We start from the raw sequence: 15,550 nt of genomic DNA, 5'->3' as shown, positions 1-15,550 counted from the left end.
AAAAAACTTGCGAAAATGGCGGGGTGGGTTGGGTGCGCGGGCGGAGTTGTGCGCACAAACGTCGCCGATGGGTTGGAAGTGGTTGTGGAGCGGCGTGTTGTGGGGGCGGGAGTGTGCGTGGTTTGGGTGACAACGATTGCGCTTGGTTGCGCGATGGTTGAAGTGCGCGCCCGTCACGGCGCCCTTTGCGGGGTGACTTCCTCATCTTCGGGGGCCCACTCGACGCCGTACATTGCGCCGCAGTCGGGGCAGGTGCGGCCGACTTCGCGGCCGCGCATGCTGGCGCGGCAGCGTGCGCAGACCGGGCGGCCGACGGGTGGTCGCGGCGGGCCGGCGAGTTGGCCCTCTTTGGCGCTGCCGCACTCGGGGCAGAGCGTGTCCTCGGGCAGGCCGATGCGTGAGTAGCCGCACCAGGGGCACTCGCCGCGCAGGAGGCGGGTGTCGGCGCTGCTGGGCAGCAGCGGGAGGTTTTCGGGCGCGGCGTCGCGACGGGCATCGTCAGGGACTCGCCATGCGGCGCCGCAGGCGCACTCGCTGCAACCGTCCGCGCCGGGGTTGATGTCGATGAAAGCGCGGCAGGAGGGGCAGCGGCTCGCGATCAGGTATGCCTCGCGGATGGTGCGGCGGGCCTTGCGTCGCAGTGTTCGCTCGAGGCGGGCGTGCACGACGAGGCCGACAGGGAGAGAGACGAGGATGGCCGTGAGGAGGCGCATCCACCACTCGCGCCCGGGCCACCAGAGTGTGAAGCACAGCTCGACAAGGATGAACACGGCCCACCAGGCGACCTGGTCCCACACCTGGTGCCTGCTCTGGAACTTCAGCTCGGTGACCCAGGGGTCGCCGATGCGAGCGACTGTGGATGAGGTCGCCCACCATGGAAGCTTGGGGAACTCATGAGGGCTGGGTGTGCCGCACAGGGGGACGGCGCGGCCGCGGTCGTCGAGGGTGAAGACCTTGGGGTGGCGGAGCCACTTGAGGAGGCGGTGGGCGGGCAAGGGGGGAGTCTAGCGGGAGGTGGCCGAGTCACATTGGATAAACGCGGTCCCGTCAGCCGCTTGCGGAGTTTGCTGTATCCGACTGAAAAGATGCGTTACCTTGGAATAGCCAAGGGAGCCACGCTGATGGACTTGCAACGTTCACTGATGCTGGGATTGGCCGCTGTCACGATCGCGGCGCAGGCCTTCGCCGAGCCGGTGTTCGTAGGCATCGGCGCTCTCGAGTCCGGGCGGCCTAGCCAGGTCGCTGCGGTCTCGCGCGACGGACGCGTTGTGGTCGGACAAAGTGTGTACACAGGCCAAGACGGGCCCGTTCTACAGGCAACTTCATGGACGCTCGCCGGAGGCATGACCGGACTTGGCATTCCAGACGGAAGGTTTCGGAGCATGGCTCAAGGAGTGAGCGCGGATGGTTCTGTGATCGGCGGGATCACTCTCGCGGATGGCTTCCGCTGGACCTCGTCGACGGGCACTCAGTCGGTTCCCGGCACCTTGAATGGCAACATTTGGGGCGTGAGTGGCAATGGTCAGTACCTCGTAGGAGAAGTGACGGACACTCAGTTGCCGTTTGCGCGCCGGGCGTTCCGATGGTCTGAGGCGGGCGGCTTGCAGGAACTCGGGTTCATCGATGGCAGTCAGAGCGCGACTGCCCGAGGGGTCAACGGCGATGGATCGGTCATCGTTGGCTCCTCGGTACTGCCGTCGAGTCCAGGCGTCCTCACGGAAGCTTTCCGTTGGACTGAATCGGGGGGGATGGTCAATCTTGGGTCGCTTAGTGGTCACCCCAGAGGCTCTGTGGCTTATCGCGTGACGACGGATGGCAGCATCGTTGTTGGGTCCGTCAGCCACTCGAGTCTTGCCGAAGTCGCATTCCGCTGGACCGCAGCTGATGGCATGGTCGCGCTCGGTGCACACCCGAGCGGCGGCGGGACAGTCGCAACCGGCGTCAGTGCCGATGGCAATGTGATCGTCGGAACCGCGGCAGGTGACTTCGGTTTCATCTGGACCCCTGCGGGCCGCGTCGCCGACATGAAGTCTTACTTCTTGCAGCTGGGCCTCTCGCAGGTCGCAGGGTGGACCCTCTACGACAACTTCGACGTGTCGGATGACGGGCGCGTGATCGTTGGAACGGGCGTCAACCCTGAGGGCCGCATCGAAGGCTTCTACGCGGTGATCCCTGCGCCCGGCGCTATCGTCCCGCTCGCCTTGGGGGCTCTTCTCGCCTCACGACGCCGCCGCTGACCGCCACTCAGGGACGACCGCTTACCCGAACACGCGCCCGCTCTCGATGTCCATCAGCTTCCACGAGAGCTTCTTGCACATGTTCATCAGGACCGGTAGGGCGATCTCGTCGTCGGAGATGTTGGCGATGGCCTGGTTGACCTGCTCGGTGGAGGTGGGGATCTCGATGGTCATGCCAGGGCCATAGAGGAACTCGGTGCCGGAGTTGCTGGTGAGGGCGCCGTCGGGGGCGGTGTTGAAGCAGGCGAGGGCGGCGCTGACCTCGCGGCGGGTGCCGAGGGGGCGCGGGGCGCCGGCCTGCTCGGCCATGATCACGAGTTGTCGGCGCTTGCGGGCCACTTACTCGGCGCCCTCGGTGCCTTCTTCTTCCTCGACGGCCTTGAGGAGCTCGACGGCGGTGTCGAGGAGCTTGCCCAGGGGCACGGGCTTCTGGAGGTAGCGGTCAACGCCGAGGCTCTCGGCGTAGGCCTGGTGGCGCTTGCCCTCGTTGGCGGTGACCATGATGACGATGGGGCTGTCCTCGCAGCCCTTGATCTTCTCGAGGGCGAGGAAGCCGGAGCGCTTGGGGAGCATCATGTCGAGGATGACGATGTCGGGCGGCTCCTCGCGGCAGACGCGGACGGCCTCGTTGCCGTCCATGACGCACTGGGTGAGGGCGCCCTCGGCCTGGAAGGCCGCGTCGATGGACTCGAGGATGTCGCGGTCGTCGTCGACGATCAGGACCTTCACATCGGTGAGGCGTCCGGTCTCCTGGTCCTTGGTCATCATGGTTGCCCTCCCGGGCTCGTTGGTGGTCGGCCCGGCGGTTTTGCGGGCGCTGCATCAATGTACCGCGCGATTCGGCGGGCGGATGCTATGACGCGGCCACATGGTGGGAGGTTCGGGGCTCAGGAGCTGGGGTGGAGTTCCAGGGTGTCGCGGCGGCTGCGGTCGATGACGGCGTCGACGTCGGCCTGGGACATCCAAGGGAGGCTGAGGAGCTTGTCGCGGAGGTTGGCGGGGAAGGGCTTGTTGAGCCGCTCGTGGGCGGGGCGGCTGCGCCAGATGCGGTGCATCCAGAAGTACTGCTCGGGGGCCATCCGGACCATCGTCTCGATGGCCTTGCGGTAGCGGGCGGTCAGATAAAACAGCGGGTCGGGCTGCGACATCCAGTCTTTGGGGCTGAAGGTGTCGACCAGCTCGACGCTGTAGCGGAGGCTGGGCTGCTCGGGGGTGGAGGTGAACTGGCGGCCTTGGCCGGGGGTTTCGAGCCATGAGCCGGGGGGCGGGGGCTCGCCCTGGCGCATGCGGCGGGCCATGCCGCAGACGACGGTGGCGTTGGTCTGCATGGCGAGGAGGCCGACGGACTTGTAGGTGGAGGTGAGGCGGCCGAAGAAGGGGGTGAAGAGGCCGCGGTCGCCGCCGGACTGGTCGGCGACCAGGCCGACGGGGTGCCCGGCGCGGAGGACGGGCGGGAGGGCGCGGACGGCGCCGAACTTACTGACGAGGGTGAGGCCGCGGCGTTCGCGGGTGTCGCGGAGCCACTGGTCGAGGGGCTCGGAGTCGAGCGGGCGGTACACGGCGTGCATGGGGAAGCCGAGCATCGAGATGGCGTAGCCGATGAGCTCCCAGTTGCCCACATGGCCGGTGATGAGGATGACGGGGCCATCGCGGAGGAGGTGTGCGAGGGCGGACTCGATGCGGGTGAAGACGAGGTGGCGGGCGAAGCCCTCGTGGGTGATGAGGCGGGGGGCGAAGGCAATCTCGACGCCGAGTTGCGCGAGGTGCTGGTAGCTGTGGATGGCGTACTGGTGGACGCGCTCCTGGGGCCAGTCGGGGAAGGCCTCGGAGAGGTTCTGCACGGCGCGGCCAAAGTGCTTCTTGAGGAGGTTGGGGGGGATCCAGCGGCCGAGCGCGCGGGCGGCGTTCATCGAGGGGTTGAGGCCGAGGATGAGGGGGAGGCCCATGGCGGAGCGGGCCACCACGGCCTGCGCGACCTGGATGGCGCGGGGCTTCCTTTTGCGGGTGCGCGGGGGGCGGTGTTTGGGGGGGGCGTCGGGCAAGGGTGGGATGGTAGTTGGGGTGCTGTTGATAGGAGTCATACGAGTCATGGGACTCATAGGGGTGAGCGCAAGAAAACGGCCGACCCGTGGGGGCCGGCCGTTGAAGGGCAGGGTTGTCGCGGGCTTTAGCGGCCGGCGCGGCGGGGGCTCTTGGAGATCAGCGTGTAGAGGCGGTTCTCGCTGATGATCGGCACGCTGGTGCTGCTCGCACGCTTGTAGAGCTCGTCGTAGCGCTCAACTTCGCGCTGGCGGCGGATGAACTCCTGCACGATCTCCATGGGAGAGTCGGCGGTCGGGCGCGGGGGCACCACGGGGCGCTCGCCGAGCACGAGGAAGTCGACATCGCCGGTGAGGTCATCGGCGACGCCGCCGCCCCAGGACTGGATCATGACGACGACGTCGTCACGCTCGGTGGCCGTGGCCACGTTGTCGCGGTTGGCGTCGAAGTTGCCGAAAACGACGAACTTGTAGGACTTGTTGGGGTCGTAGAGCGGGTTGGCGATCACGTCGCCCTTGACGACGGGGTTGCCCTTGACCTCGGAGACGATGCGGCAGGTCGCGGAGTTCTCGCCGACCTGCACGACCTCGAGGAGGGCCTTGCCGCGGGGGTAGTTGCCTTCCTTGTCGGGCTGCACGGCGGCCTTGGTGGGGTAGACGTTGAAGGTCATGCCCAGGACGACCTTCTGGCGGGAGCCGATGCTGATGAAGGCCTGGTGGTCGGCGGGGTTGGTGTTGAGGACGCTGCCGTCGACCAGGGCGGACTCGTCGTCGGCGCGGAACATCTCGCCGGACTTCTGCTTGCGGAGGTCGGCGAGCTGGTTGTTGGCGATCAGGAGCTGCTCGCTGGTCTTGGTGAGGTTGTCCTGGGCGAGCTTGAGCTTCTCGGCGGCCTCGGTGAGCTGACGCTCGCGCTGGGCGTCGAGCTGCTTCTTGTACTGCTCGATGCCGGCGCGGTACTCGGTGTACTCGCCCTTAACGGTGTTGAGCTCGGCCGTGAGGGTGTCGACCGTCTTCTGGTGGTCGTCGCGGAGGCGGGTGACGCGGTCGACCTCGTTCTTGAGGTCGGCCATGGCCTTGGCCTTGGCGTTGCGCTCCTGCTCGAGCTGCGTCTGGAGGGTGGTGATCTCGGTGGCCCGCTCGTTGAGCTTGGCCATGAGGTTGGTGTTCTCCAGGCCCGCGGCCTTCATCTTCTCGGCGAGGTCGGAGGCCTTCTCGCGGCGGTTACCCGTCACGAGCTGCATGGAGGCCTCCTGGCTGTCCAGGAGGTGCTGGGTCAGCGACTTGTTGTTCTTCTTGGCGTCGGCGACGAGGTTGCGGATGTCATCGCGGTTGCGCTCGATGTCGCGGATGATCTCGCTGTTGGTGTCGTTGGCCTGGGCGAGCAGGCGGGTCTTGTCGCTGTGCTTGCCGAAGTACACGGCGAAGGCCACGAAAAACCCCACCGTGGTGAGGCTGAGAATCGTGACAGCCACGCCCATTCCGACACTTGTGCTGGTCCGACCGGCCATAAACGCTCCAAAGGTTGGGGGTGCGGCGGGGGGCAAACTGCCCCGAGCGTGGGAGTTACGTGGTGGTACTCCACGCCGCGCCGGCACCGACGGTACGCATCCGCCCCCGCCCGGGTTTCCGGACGGGTCGATCAGTGTCCACGATCGCAGCGCCGCCGTCAAGCCAAGACCCCGCCATCGGGGGACCGGCCCGCCCGGGCGGGCGAGGGGGCGGGGGGCGGGTGGGGCCGGCATCACCCAATCCCGCTATCTTCCAGCCCTTATGGCACCCCGCTGGCTCCTGGCCGTCCTCCTCCTGACCGCCTCCAACATCTTCATGACCTACGCGTGGTACTACCACGTGAAGCAGAAGCAGTGGGCCCTGTGGACCGCCATCCTTATCTCCTGGGCGATCGCGGGGGTGGAGTACTGCCTGCAGGTTCCGGCCAACCGCCTGGGGCACGTCAACTTCGGGGGGCCCTTCACCGCCCCGCAGCTGAAGGTGCTGCAGGAGGCCCTCACGCTGGTGGTGTTCGCGATTTTCTCGATCACGGTACTGAATGAGAAGCTGCGGAACACGGACCTGCTGGCGTTCTGCCTGATCTTCGCGGCCGTGATCGTGGCGTTCATGGGGCCGCACTGGAAGGGGCTGGCGTGGATCAATGGGGTGGGGGCGGGGCAGTGAACTCGCCCGTGGGCGGGCCGGTGGGAGGGCGGCCCACGCGGCTCCGTCACGCGCTGTTCCTAATGCTCGGGCCGGCGCTGGCGCTGCTGGTCTACTTCCTGCTCCCCCACTCCGAGGCGCTGACGCACGCGGGGCGGGCGACGGCCGCGGTGGCGGTGCTGATGACGGTGTGGTGGCTGGCGGAGGTGATCCCGCTGGAGGTCGCGGGGCTGATGCCGCTGGTGCTGCTGCCGGCGCTGGGCGTGATGGACCTCAAGCGCGTCGCCCCCGCGTACGCCGACCCCATCATCCTGCTGTTCCTGGGCGGCATGCTGCTGGGGCAGGCGCTGGAGCGCTGGGGGCTGCACCGGCGGATCGGGCTGAGCGCGGTGGCGCTGCTGGGGAGCAGCCCGTCGCGCCTGGTCGCGGCGATCCTGGCGGCGACCGCCTTTATGAGCATGTGGGTGAGCAACACCGCCGCGGCGGTGATGATGCTGCCGATCGCGACCAGCGTTGTGAGCGCGGTGAAAGCGGAGACAAGTGACGCCGACCCGCGCCTGACGCGGAACCTGGGGCTGTCGCTGGTGCTGGCGGTGGCGTACGGGGCGAGCATCGGCGGGGTGGGCACGCTGATCGGCACGCCGCCCACGGCGCAGATCGCCGCGTTCGCGAACTCGCGTTACGGCGCGGGCTCGCTCACGTTCGCGCAGTGGCTGGTGGTGGGTGTGCCTGCGGTGGTGCTGTGCTGCGGGGTGGCGTGGGTGCTGCTGACGCGGTTTCTTTATCCCGTGCGCGGGGCGAACCTCGCGAGCGTGCACCCGGTGTTGATGCAGCGGCGGCGGGAGCTGGGGCGGATGTCTTCGCCGGAGTGGCGGGTGCTCGTCATCTTCGCGGCCACGGCCGCGGCGTGGATCGCGGTGCCAATGCTGGAGAGCGTGGAGCCGTTCCGCGCGGCGTTGGTGTGGGTCGAGAGTTCGAAAGACGGCACCGTGATCGCCCAGTGGGCGCGGGCGAGCGACACCGCCATCGCGATCGCGGGGGCGCTGCTGCTGTTCATCGTGCCTGCCGGGGTGCCTGCGGGCTCGCGCGAGAGGCGCGGCGACGCGGCCACTCGCGCCGACGTGGCCCCGCCCCGCCCGCTGCTCACGTGGGCGGAGGGCTCGCAGGTGCCGTGGGGTGTGCTGCTGCTGTTCGGCGGCGGGCTTGCACTGGCGAAGGCCATCGAGGTCACGGGGTTCGACAAGTACCTCGCGGGGTTCGGCGGCGCACTCACCGATTGGCCCAGCGAGCTCGTGGTCGCCTTCACCGTGGTGGCCGCGACGTTCCTCTCGGAGGTCACCAGCAACACCGCGCAGACCGCCATCATGCTCCCCGTCGGCGCCGCCTTCGCCCAGAGCGTCAATGCCCCCGCGGGCGTGGTCCTGATCCCCGGCGTGCTGGGCGCCTGCCTCGCCTTCATGCTCCCGGGCGGCACGCCGCCCAACGCCGTGGTGTTCTCCTCACGCCTGATCACCATCCGGCAAATGGCGTGGGCGGGGCTGTGGATGAACCTTGCGTGCGCGGTGGTGGTGGTGGGTTTGGTTTTGGTTCTGCGCGCGCTGGGGTGGTTGCCGGGGTTGGGGTGGCGCTGAGCGCTGTCGCGCGCAGTCGCCGTTGGTAACGAGCCCGGAACGTGAGTGACGGGCCTTGCGTTGATGCGGTGAGCGCCGGGTGCCCGAGAGGCCCGCTCGCTGCGTTCGGGGCTCGTCACCCACCTCGCCGTGTGCTCACTGCCGATGGCGCGCGACACGAGTCCACCGCGAGCGCCGCACCCGGCCCTCTGGTGCCCGACGCCCCCCTTGGTTTCATGAGCAGTATGCGGGACCGGGTGTACATTGAACCCACGGGGGTCGGAGCCCCCTCCCGCTCTGCACACCGGGAGATATCGATGCGCTGGTTCCTTCAAACGTGCGCTGGCCTGAGCCTTTCTCTCTCGGCCGGCTCCGCCACTGCTCAATGCACGATCCCGCCGTGCCCGGCCGGGTCCATGGTGGAGCAGGAGGCGGCGTGCAGTGCGCCGTTCCATGACGGGGTGAACAGCGGGTGTGTCGACCGCCTCGCGGACCCCACTGGGCCGTTCTACGCGCAGGCGGTCCCCTTCCCGTCCACGGTGTGCGGGATGGGGGGAGGGAACGGAGCCTACACCGGCGACTTTTACAGGTTCATGCTGCCGCAGGAGACCCTGTTGCAGGTCGCGTTCACCGCGTCCTCCACGGGGCAGCACGACACGATCCAAATCTTCATCGACAGGGTGGGCCCGGCGGAGCGGCCCTGCGCGCCCGAGGCCGGCGGCCTGGAGCACATCGCCCTCGGGCTGGGCCTGAGCTGCAACACCTCCACCTACCGGAACTACCTTCCCGCGGGCGAGTACGCGGTGGGCGTGTACATGCAGGCCGCCTGCCGCGCCTACCGCCTGACCACCAGCGCGGCCCCGCGCCCTGCGCCGCCGGTGAACGACTTGTGCGAAGGGGCCATCGAGATCCCCGATGGCGGCCCCGTGCGCATGACTGCGGCCGAGCTGCTGGGGTGCGACGACGACCCCGAGTGGCCGACCTCGGTGCGGGCGATGGCGACGGTGTGGTACAAGCACACCGCCGCGCGATCGGGGACGCTCTCGATTGCGAGCGCGACCACCGAGGACAATCCGCGCCGCCCCGAGGAGATGGGCGTCACGTGGTACGAATCGCTGGACGGGACCTGCAACAGCCTGGTGGAGCTGGCGAGCACGGAGACCCGCAGCCTGTCGGCGGTGCAGGTGATCCAGGGGCGCACCTATTACGTGCAGGTTGGGCACCTGCACCGCCGCATGATGCGCGAGTACTGGAGCCAGCTGCTGCTGGACTTCACCCCGCCGACGCCCACGCCGCAGGGCGTCTACGGGTGGCTCGAGCACTACGACGCGGGCCACCTGCCCGGACAGCACCAGGTACCGGTGGTGTCGCCGCGGGTCGATGCGATCTACGGCTCGCTGGCCACGGGGGTGGACGTTGACATGTACGAGGTGGAGGTGTGCGACTCCAACGCCCACTTCATCGCGACTACGCGCCCGTCGGCCTACGGCAGCGCCCCACTTGACACGCGCCTGTTCCTCTTCCGGCCCGACGGCGTGGCCCTGTGCGACTCAGACAACAGCACCCCCGAGGTGCAGTCGTTCATTGATTCGACCTACATCCCGGGGCCGGGCCGGTACCTGCTGGCGATCAGCGAGCCGCGGGCCGAGCCGGTGGCCGCGAACGGGCAGCGTTTGTTCAGCGGGCCTGGCGCGCCTCTCCGCGCGCCCGACGGGCCGGGCGCGGCCCTGCCGCTGCACCACTGGCAGCACTCGCACAACATCCACCATCTCGGCAGGTACGTGATCACGATGTATGGAGCCTGCGTGATCACCCCCGCCTGCGGGACCGCGGACTTCAACGGTGATGGGGACAGCGGGACCGACCAGGACATTGAGGCGTTCTTCGCGTGCCTGGGCGGGAACTGCTGCGGCCCCTGCTTCCGCGGCGGTTCGGACTTCAACGCCGACGGCGACGCCGGCACCGACCAGGACATCGAAGCGTTCTTCCGCGTGCTGGGTGGCGGACCGTGCAGGTAGTGGCGCGGACAGGGCAGACTTGAGGCCCTCTTGGTTGCGCGACGTCTGTGCGTGCACACACGAAGGGCGCGCTGCGGCGTCACCGCCAACCCGGGACTTCGCCCCGAGCGGCTCAGTCCCGGCGTCGTCGGGAGGTGTGCGCGCGGCGCTACTTGCCGTCCCACTCCTTCAGGATCAGTTCCATGCGGGCGTCGAAGGCGCCGCGGGTCATGACGGCGTCGGCGCCGGCGCTGCGGGCCTGGTCCATGAGGTCGCGCTCGACGTGGGGGGCCCAGCAGAGGACGCGGATGGGGACACCGGTCGGGAGACCGGTGCCACCAGAGACAGAGGACGCACCGGTCGGGACACCGGTGCCACCATGGGCAGCACCCTTGAGGCGCGCGAGCATGGAGAGGGCGACCTCGGGGACCTCGAGGTCCAGCAGCACGGCGCGGACCGGGTCTTCTGGGGGTTGGTCGGCGAGGCGGGCTTCGAGCATCTCCAGGTTCCGCACCGGCCGCGCGGTGACCCCCACGGCCTGGGCGGTGGCCTTGATCTTGGTTCCCCAGATGAGGTCAGCGGCGAGGTAGAGGAGCATGGGGCAGGTTAGGGGGAGGGGCAATGGGGAATGGGGAGTGGGCAACGGGGGAAGCGGGAGTGCAGCGGCCGGTGAGGGGGAACCACCGAGATGAGGACATCTCGGTGGCACGGGTGTGGGTGGGAAACCACCGAGATGAGGGCATCTCGGTGGCACGGGTGTGGGTGGGATTTGTGGGGGTTTGAGGTACTATGGTGATCCCTCCCACGGCGCGGCCGCGGGGTTTTTCTCCTCTCAACCTTCCCTGCAAGGGATTCAGGCGAGATCATGACCAGAATGATGAGCAAGCCCTCCAAGGGCGCGAACGGGACCGCCGCCACCTCCAAGCCCGCCCCCGCGAAGGCGGCCAAGCCCGCCGCGGCCAAGCCCGCCAAGGCGCGTAAGGGCGCGCGGCCCGAGCAGGCGCCGGAGGGCTCTGAGCAGCTGATGCGGCACTCGGTGTTCGATGAGCTCGCGTTCCCGACCGACCCCAACAACCTGTACCGGCAGACGGTGGGCAGCATGCTGCAGGCCGCGGACCTGATGAACCTGCCGCACGAGCTGAAGATCATCCTGGCGCAGCCGAAGAACGAGATCATGGTGCACTTCCCGGTGCGCATGGACGACGGGCAGTTCCGTCTGTTCAAGGGCTACCGGGTGCAGCACAACAACGCGCTGGGCCCGTACAAGGGCGGGCTGCGGTTCCACCACGACGTGCACCTTGATGACGTCAAGAGCCTGTCGTTCCTGATGACGATGAAGTGCAGCCTGGTGGGCGTGCCCTACGGCGGCGGCAAGGGCGGCATCAAGGTCGATCCCTACAAGCACAGCAAGGCGGAGATGGAGCGGATCGTGCGGCGGTTCACCGCGGCGATCGCGCACGACATCGGGCCCGACTACGACATCCCCGCGCCCGACGTCGGCAGCAACAGCCAGCACATGGCGTGGATCGCCGACACCTACTCGTCGATCAGCGAGGGCAGCGGCAAGAACGGCATGGCCGTGGTGACCGGGAAGCCCGTCGAGATCGGCGGTTCGCTGGGTCGCGAGAAGGCGACGGGCCAGGGCGTCGTTGACACCCTGGTCGAGATGCTGCCCGAGATCGGCGTTGACATCAAGAACTGCAAGGTGAGCATCCTGGGCTACGGCAACGTGGGCTCGTGGAGCGGGCGGATCGTGCAGGACAAGGGCGCCAAGGTGATCGCGGTGATGGACCACACCGGCGCCATCCGCAACGACGGCGGGCTGGACGCCCACGCCCTCGCCATCCACTGCCAGAAGACCGGCGGCGTGGCGGGGTTCAAGGGCGCGACCGCGATCGCGAAGGACGAGTTCTACAAGACCAAGGTCGACGTGTTCATCCCCGCGGCCCTGGAGCAGATGATCCAGGAGCCCGAGGCCAAGCTGCTCAACTGCAAGGTGGTGGCCGAGGGCGCCAACGCCCCCACCACCCCCGCGGGCGAGCGGATCCTGCAGCAGCGGGGCATCGAGGTGCTGCCGGCCATCCTGTGCAACGCCGGCGGCGTGACCGTGTCCTACTTCGAGTGGGTGCAGAACAAGACCAGCCACGCGTGGGAGCTGGAGACGGTGGACCGCGAGCTGAACAAGCACATGATCGCGGCGGCGCGGCGCTGCCGTGACGCCCGCAAGAAGTACAAGTGCGACCTGCGCACGGCGGCGTACATCGGGGCGCTGGAGCGGCTCAAGCAGGCGTACCTCGTGCGCGGCATCTTCCCGTAACAACAAAGCCCAGGGATCATGATCCCTGGGCTTTCGTCCCGTGCCATCAGAGGCTCATCACCCCACCACGGGCGATGAGCCTCTTTCGTTGGTGGGCTGAGGCACGGTGCTCGCGTGGACAAGATGAGCCGCCATGGGCTGATAGAGTCATCGCATGGCCTTCTGGCGACTCTCCCCCTCCAAACAGATCGACCTCACTGCCCCCTGCGTGATGGCGATCCTCAACATCACGCCCGACAGCTTCAGTGACGGCGGGCGGTTGATGGTGCCGCACCAGGCGGCGGATGCGGCGGCGGCGGCCGTGGGCGCGGGGGCGCGGGTGCTGGACATCGGCGGGGAGTCGACGCGTCCCGGTGCGGCGCCGGTGTCGGCCGATGAGCAGATGCAGCGGGTGGTGCCCGCGATCATGGCGATCCGCGGGCGCGGCGGGGCGCTGGCGGAGGTGGCGATCACGGTGGACACCACCAGCGCGGCGGTCGCGGAGGCGGCCCTCAGCGCGGGGGCGGACGCGGTGAACGACCAGTCGGCCGGGCTGGATGACGCGGAGATGCTGAAGCTGTGCGCGGCCCGCGGGTGCGGGATCGTGCTGATGCACCGAGCGCGGAGGGCGGCGGAAGATTCGTACTCGGACCAGTACCAGCAGCCCCCCCACTACCACGACTTGGTCGCCGAGGTGGCTGGGTTCCTGCGCGGGCGGGCGGAGGCGGCGCTCGCGGCCGGGATCGGGCGCGAGCAGATCGTTCTCGACCCCGGGCTGGGGTTCGGCAAGAGCGTGGAGCACAACCTTGAGCTGATCCGCGGCACGGGCGCGCTGGCGGCGCTGGGCTACCCCGTGCTCAGCGGCCTCTCGCGCAAGAGTTTCACCGGGCGCGTGAGCCTCAACCGCGACTCGCAGCCATCGGAGCGGCTGGCGGGAACGCTGGCGCTGAGCGTGCTGCACCAACACCACGGGGCCTCGGTGTTCCGGGTCCACGATGTGCCGGAGCATGTGGCCGCCCTGAACGCGGCAAGCCGGTTGGCAGCTTCTCACCTGAACCCTAAGTGATCCAGAGGTTTGCGGTACCTATCTGAGCGCGGGGAGGACGATTCCCCGCGCCGGGTGGCTGCATCGGGTGAGCGGCCGGCGGCGAAGTCATTGGTGAGCCGGTGCACAGCCCGCGCAGGCGAGCGACGGCACCGGCAGGAAACGGCCAAGCCAAAGGAGTCTGTGATGGCCAGTGCTCTGGTGAACCAGTTTACGGACAGCAACTTCGAGAGCGAGGTGCTCAAGTCCGACAAGCCCGTGATCGTCGACTTCTGGGCGGCGTGGTGCCCGCCGTGCCGGGCGTTGTCGCCCATCATCGACAGCCTGGCCGACGAGCTGGGCGGGCGGGTCAAGGTCGGCAAGGTGAACACCGACGACAACCGCATCCTCGCGGCCCAGTACAACATCTCCTCGATCCCCACGGTCATGATCTTCTCGGGCGGGCGCCCGGTGAAGAAGCTGATCGGGCTGCGGCGCAAGGAGGAGTTCCTCAGCGCGGTCAACGAGCTCTCCGCCGCGGCGTAACCCGCCACACCTTCGATCAAACCGAACGTTGAGTCAGCGGCCGCCCGTGCGTTGCGGGCGGCTGTGTTTTTGGTCCCCCACTCCCGGTCTGTCTCCGCGAAACTCCGCCCCCTCCGCACACTCCGCGGTGGGCCTCCCCTCCCCCGTTTTGCACCCACCCTCACCCCGCGTAGGATGAGCACTTGCCCCGCCCGCCGGGCGGCGGCGTCCGGTTCCTTCCAGCCTTCGACGGAGTATTGCGGCATGGCCAGCGAGCACGTGCTTGAGTTCACCGAAGACAACTTTGCCTCCGAGGTCCTGGGCAGCCAGCAGCCCGTCCTCGTCGACTTCTGGGCCGAGTGGTGCGGCCCCTGCAAGATGCTCCTGCCCGTCATCGACGCCCTCGCGACCGAGATGGCCGGCAAGGCCAAGGTCGGCAAGGTGGACACCGAGCGCAGCCAGCGCATCGCCATGCAGTACAACATCACCGCCATCCCCACCATGATCATCTTCAAGGACGGCAAGCCCGTGAAGACGCTCGTGGGCCTCAAGAAGAAGGACGACCTCGTGGCCGCGCTCCAGCAGGCGGGGGCGGCGTGACCACCTCCGTGCAGGCGAGCACGAGCACCCCGGACAAGTTCGACGGCCGCCCCGTCCGCTGCGGCGTCGTCGGCGTGGGCCGCATGGGCCGCCACCACGCCCGCGTCTACTCGCAGCTCGCGGGCTGCAAGCTCGTCGGCGTGGTGGACTCCTCCGAGGAACGCCGCGGCAACCTCGCCGAGCAGTTCGGCTGCGGGGCCTTCGAGACCGTCGAGCAGCTGCTGGACGCGGGCGTTGACGCCGTGTCCGTGGCCGTGCCCACCACCTACCATCGCGCCGTGGCCGAGCCGCTGCTCAAGGCCGGCGTCGCCTGCCTCATCGAGAAGCCCCTCGCCGGGGACGTCGAGACCGCCCGCGCCATCCGCGACCTCGCCGAGGCCACCGGCTCCTGCCTCATGGTCGGCCACATCGAGCGGTTCAACCCGGTGATGCGGGCCGTGCAGCGGGCGTACTCCACCGGCATGGAGATCGTGCCCCGCTTCATGCAGGTGGTGCGCGTCAGCCCCATGACCTTCCGCTCGGTGGACGTGGGCGTGGTCATGGACATGATGATCCACGACCTGGACGTCGTGCTCATGCTCATGGGCGGGCGCGAGCCCGACTTCATCCGCGCCGCCGGCGTCTCCGTCATCACCCCCCACGAGGACCTGTGCAACGCCTGGCTGGAGTTCAACACCCCCCACGGCCGCTGCGTCGCCAACGTCACCGCCTCGCGCCTCGCCCTCAAGACCGAGCGCGTCACCCGCATCACCGGCGAGAACGCCTACATCAAGATCGACTACGGCGCCAAGAAGGGCAACATGATCCGCCGCACCGCCAACGAGATCCAGCGGCGGGAAATGCAGGAGGCCCTGGCCAAGGGCGCCGACCTCACCAGCCTCAAGTGGGACCAGCTCGTCAACATCGAAGAGCTAGTAGTAGACGACGCCGAGCCCATCGTCGCCGAGATCCAGGAGTTTTTAGAGGCCGTGCGGACGGGGAGAAGGCCCGCGATCGACGCCGAGGCCGGCTTCGCCAACGTGCGGACGGCGCAGCGGATCGTGGACGCGATCAAGCAGGGGTTGTAGC

General features: G+C 68.4%; 15 protein-coding genes. 9 read left to right on the top strand and 6 right to left on the bottom strand.

Going from position 1 to position 15,550, the window contains the following annotated elements:
• Window positions 1-173: 173 nt before the first annotated feature.
• Entirely contained in the window at window positions 174-995 is an 822-nt protein-coding gene (locus VD997_12235) for a hypothetical protein (GenBank protein ID HYE62755.1), read from the bottom strand.
• A gap of 126 nt (window positions 996-1,121) precedes the next feature.
• On the opposite strand from VD997_12235, the gene VD997_12230 reads away from it, so the two are divergent.
• Complete coding sequence (locus VD997_12230; GenBank protein ID HYE62754.1) at window positions 1,122-2,237, top strand: hypothetical protein; 1,116 nt, start codon at window positions 1,122-1,124, stop codon at window positions 2,235-2,237.
• A 21-nt stretch (window positions 2,238-2,258) separates the two neighbouring features.
• On the opposite strand, the gene VD997_12225 is transcribed toward VD997_12230, so the two are convergent.
• The 4 genes from VD997_12225 to VD997_12210 form a co-directional block, all read right to left on the bottom strand.
• Window positions 2,259-2,576 carry a hypothetical protein gene (locus tag VD997_12225; protein HYE62753.1) on the bottom strand — a complete coding sequence of 106 codons (318 nt, stop codon included), beginning with the start codon at window positions 2,574-2,576 and terminating at the stop codon, window positions 2,259-2,261.
• On the bottom strand, window positions 2,577-3,005 hold the full coding sequence (locus tag VD997_12220) for a response regulator (GenBank protein ID HYE62752.1): 429 nt from the start codon (window positions 3,003-3,005) through the stop codon (window positions 2,577-2,579).
• A gap of 119 nt (window positions 3,006-3,124) precedes the next feature.
• Window positions 3,125-4,279, bottom strand: coding sequence for a lysophospholipid acyltransferase family protein (locus VD997_12215; GenBank protein ID HYE62751.1), 1,155 nt, complete (start codon window positions 4,277-4,279; stop codon window positions 3,125-3,127).
• Window positions 4,280-4,404: 125 nt separating this feature from the next.
• Complete coding sequence (locus VD997_12210; protein ID HYE62750.1) at window positions 4,405-5,751, bottom strand: hypothetical protein; 1,347 nt, start codon at window positions 5,749-5,751, stop codon at window positions 4,405-4,407.
• Between the two features lie 298 nt (window positions 5,752-6,049).
• On the opposite strand from VD997_12210, the gene VD997_12205 reads away from it, so the two are divergent.
• From VD997_12205 to VD997_12195, 3 genes are all read left to right on the top strand, one after another.
• Entirely contained in the window at window positions 6,050-6,451 is a 402-nt protein-coding gene (locus tag VD997_12205; protein HYE62749.1) for a DMT family protein, read from the top strand.
• The gene (locus VD997_12200; GenBank protein HYE62748.1) at window positions 6,448-8,061 is read left to right on the top strand and encodes an SLC13 family permease; all 1,614 of its coding nucleotides are present in this window, start codon (window positions 6,448-6,450) and stop codon (window positions 8,059-8,061) included. The genes VD997_12205 and VD997_12200 overlap by 4 nt, the downstream gene beginning before the upstream one ends.
• 440 nt (window positions 8,062-8,501) lie before the next feature.
• Window positions 8,502-10,058, top strand: coding sequence for a hypothetical protein (locus VD997_12195; protein HYE62747.1), 1,557 nt, complete (start codon window positions 8,502-8,504; stop codon window positions 10,056-10,058).
• Window positions 10,059-10,206: 148 nt separating this feature from the next.
• Here VD997_12195 and VD997_12190 read toward each other — a convergent pair whose 3' ends face one another.
• Window positions 10,207-10,635, bottom strand: coding sequence for a hypothetical protein (locus VD997_12190; protein HYE62746.1), 429 nt, complete (start codon window positions 10,633-10,635; stop codon window positions 10,207-10,209).
• A gap of 276 nt (window positions 10,636-10,911) precedes the next feature.
• On the opposite strand from VD997_12190, the gene VD997_12185 reads away from it, so the two are divergent.
• The 5 genes from VD997_12185 (at window position 10,912) to VD997_12165 (ending at window position 15,549) form a co-directional block, all read left to right on the top strand.
• Window positions 10,912-12,354, top strand: a complete 1,443-nt coding sequence (locus tag VD997_12185; GenBank protein ID HYE62745.1) for a Glu/Leu/Phe/Val dehydrogenase — start codon at window positions 10,912-10,914, stop codon at window positions 12,352-12,354.
• 154 nt (window positions 12,355-12,508) lie between these two features.
• Window positions 12,509-13,399 (top strand): dihydropteroate synthase, encoded by an 891-nt coding sequence (gene folP / locus VD997_12180; GenBank protein HYE62744.1) that lies wholly within the window; start codon window positions 12,509-12,511, stop codon window positions 13,397-13,399.
• A gap of 165 nt (window positions 13,400-13,564) precedes the next feature.
• Window positions 13,565-13,903 carry a thioredoxin gene (gene trxA, locus VD997_12175; GenBank protein HYE62743.1) on the top strand — a complete coding sequence of 113 codons (339 nt, stop codon included), beginning with the start codon at window positions 13,565-13,567 and terminating at the stop codon, window positions 13,901-13,903.
• A gap of 243 nt (window positions 13,904-14,146) precedes the next feature.
• Window positions 14,147-14,482 (top strand): thioredoxin, encoded by a 336-nt coding sequence (gene trxA / locus VD997_12170; protein HYE62742.1) that lies wholly within the window; start codon window positions 14,147-14,149, stop codon window positions 14,480-14,482.
• On the top strand, window positions 14,479-15,549 hold the full coding sequence (locus tag VD997_12165; protein HYE62741.1) for a Gfo/Idh/MocA family oxidoreductase: 1,071 nt from the start codon (window positions 14,479-14,481) through the stop codon (window positions 15,547-15,549). Before trxA (VD997_12170) ends, VD997_12165 begins: the two co-directional genes overlap by 4 nt.
• Window position 15,550 lies beyond the last annotated feature (1 nt).

It is taken from the genome of Phycisphaerales bacterium, assembly GCA_035627955.1.
In the GTDB taxonomy this organism is placed as follows: Bacteria; Planctomycetota; Phycisphaerae; order Phycisphaerales; family UBA1924; genus JAEYTB01.
The sequence above is the reverse complement of the archived record's forward strand: the minus strand, read 5'-3'. Positions and strand labels throughout refer to the sequence as shown.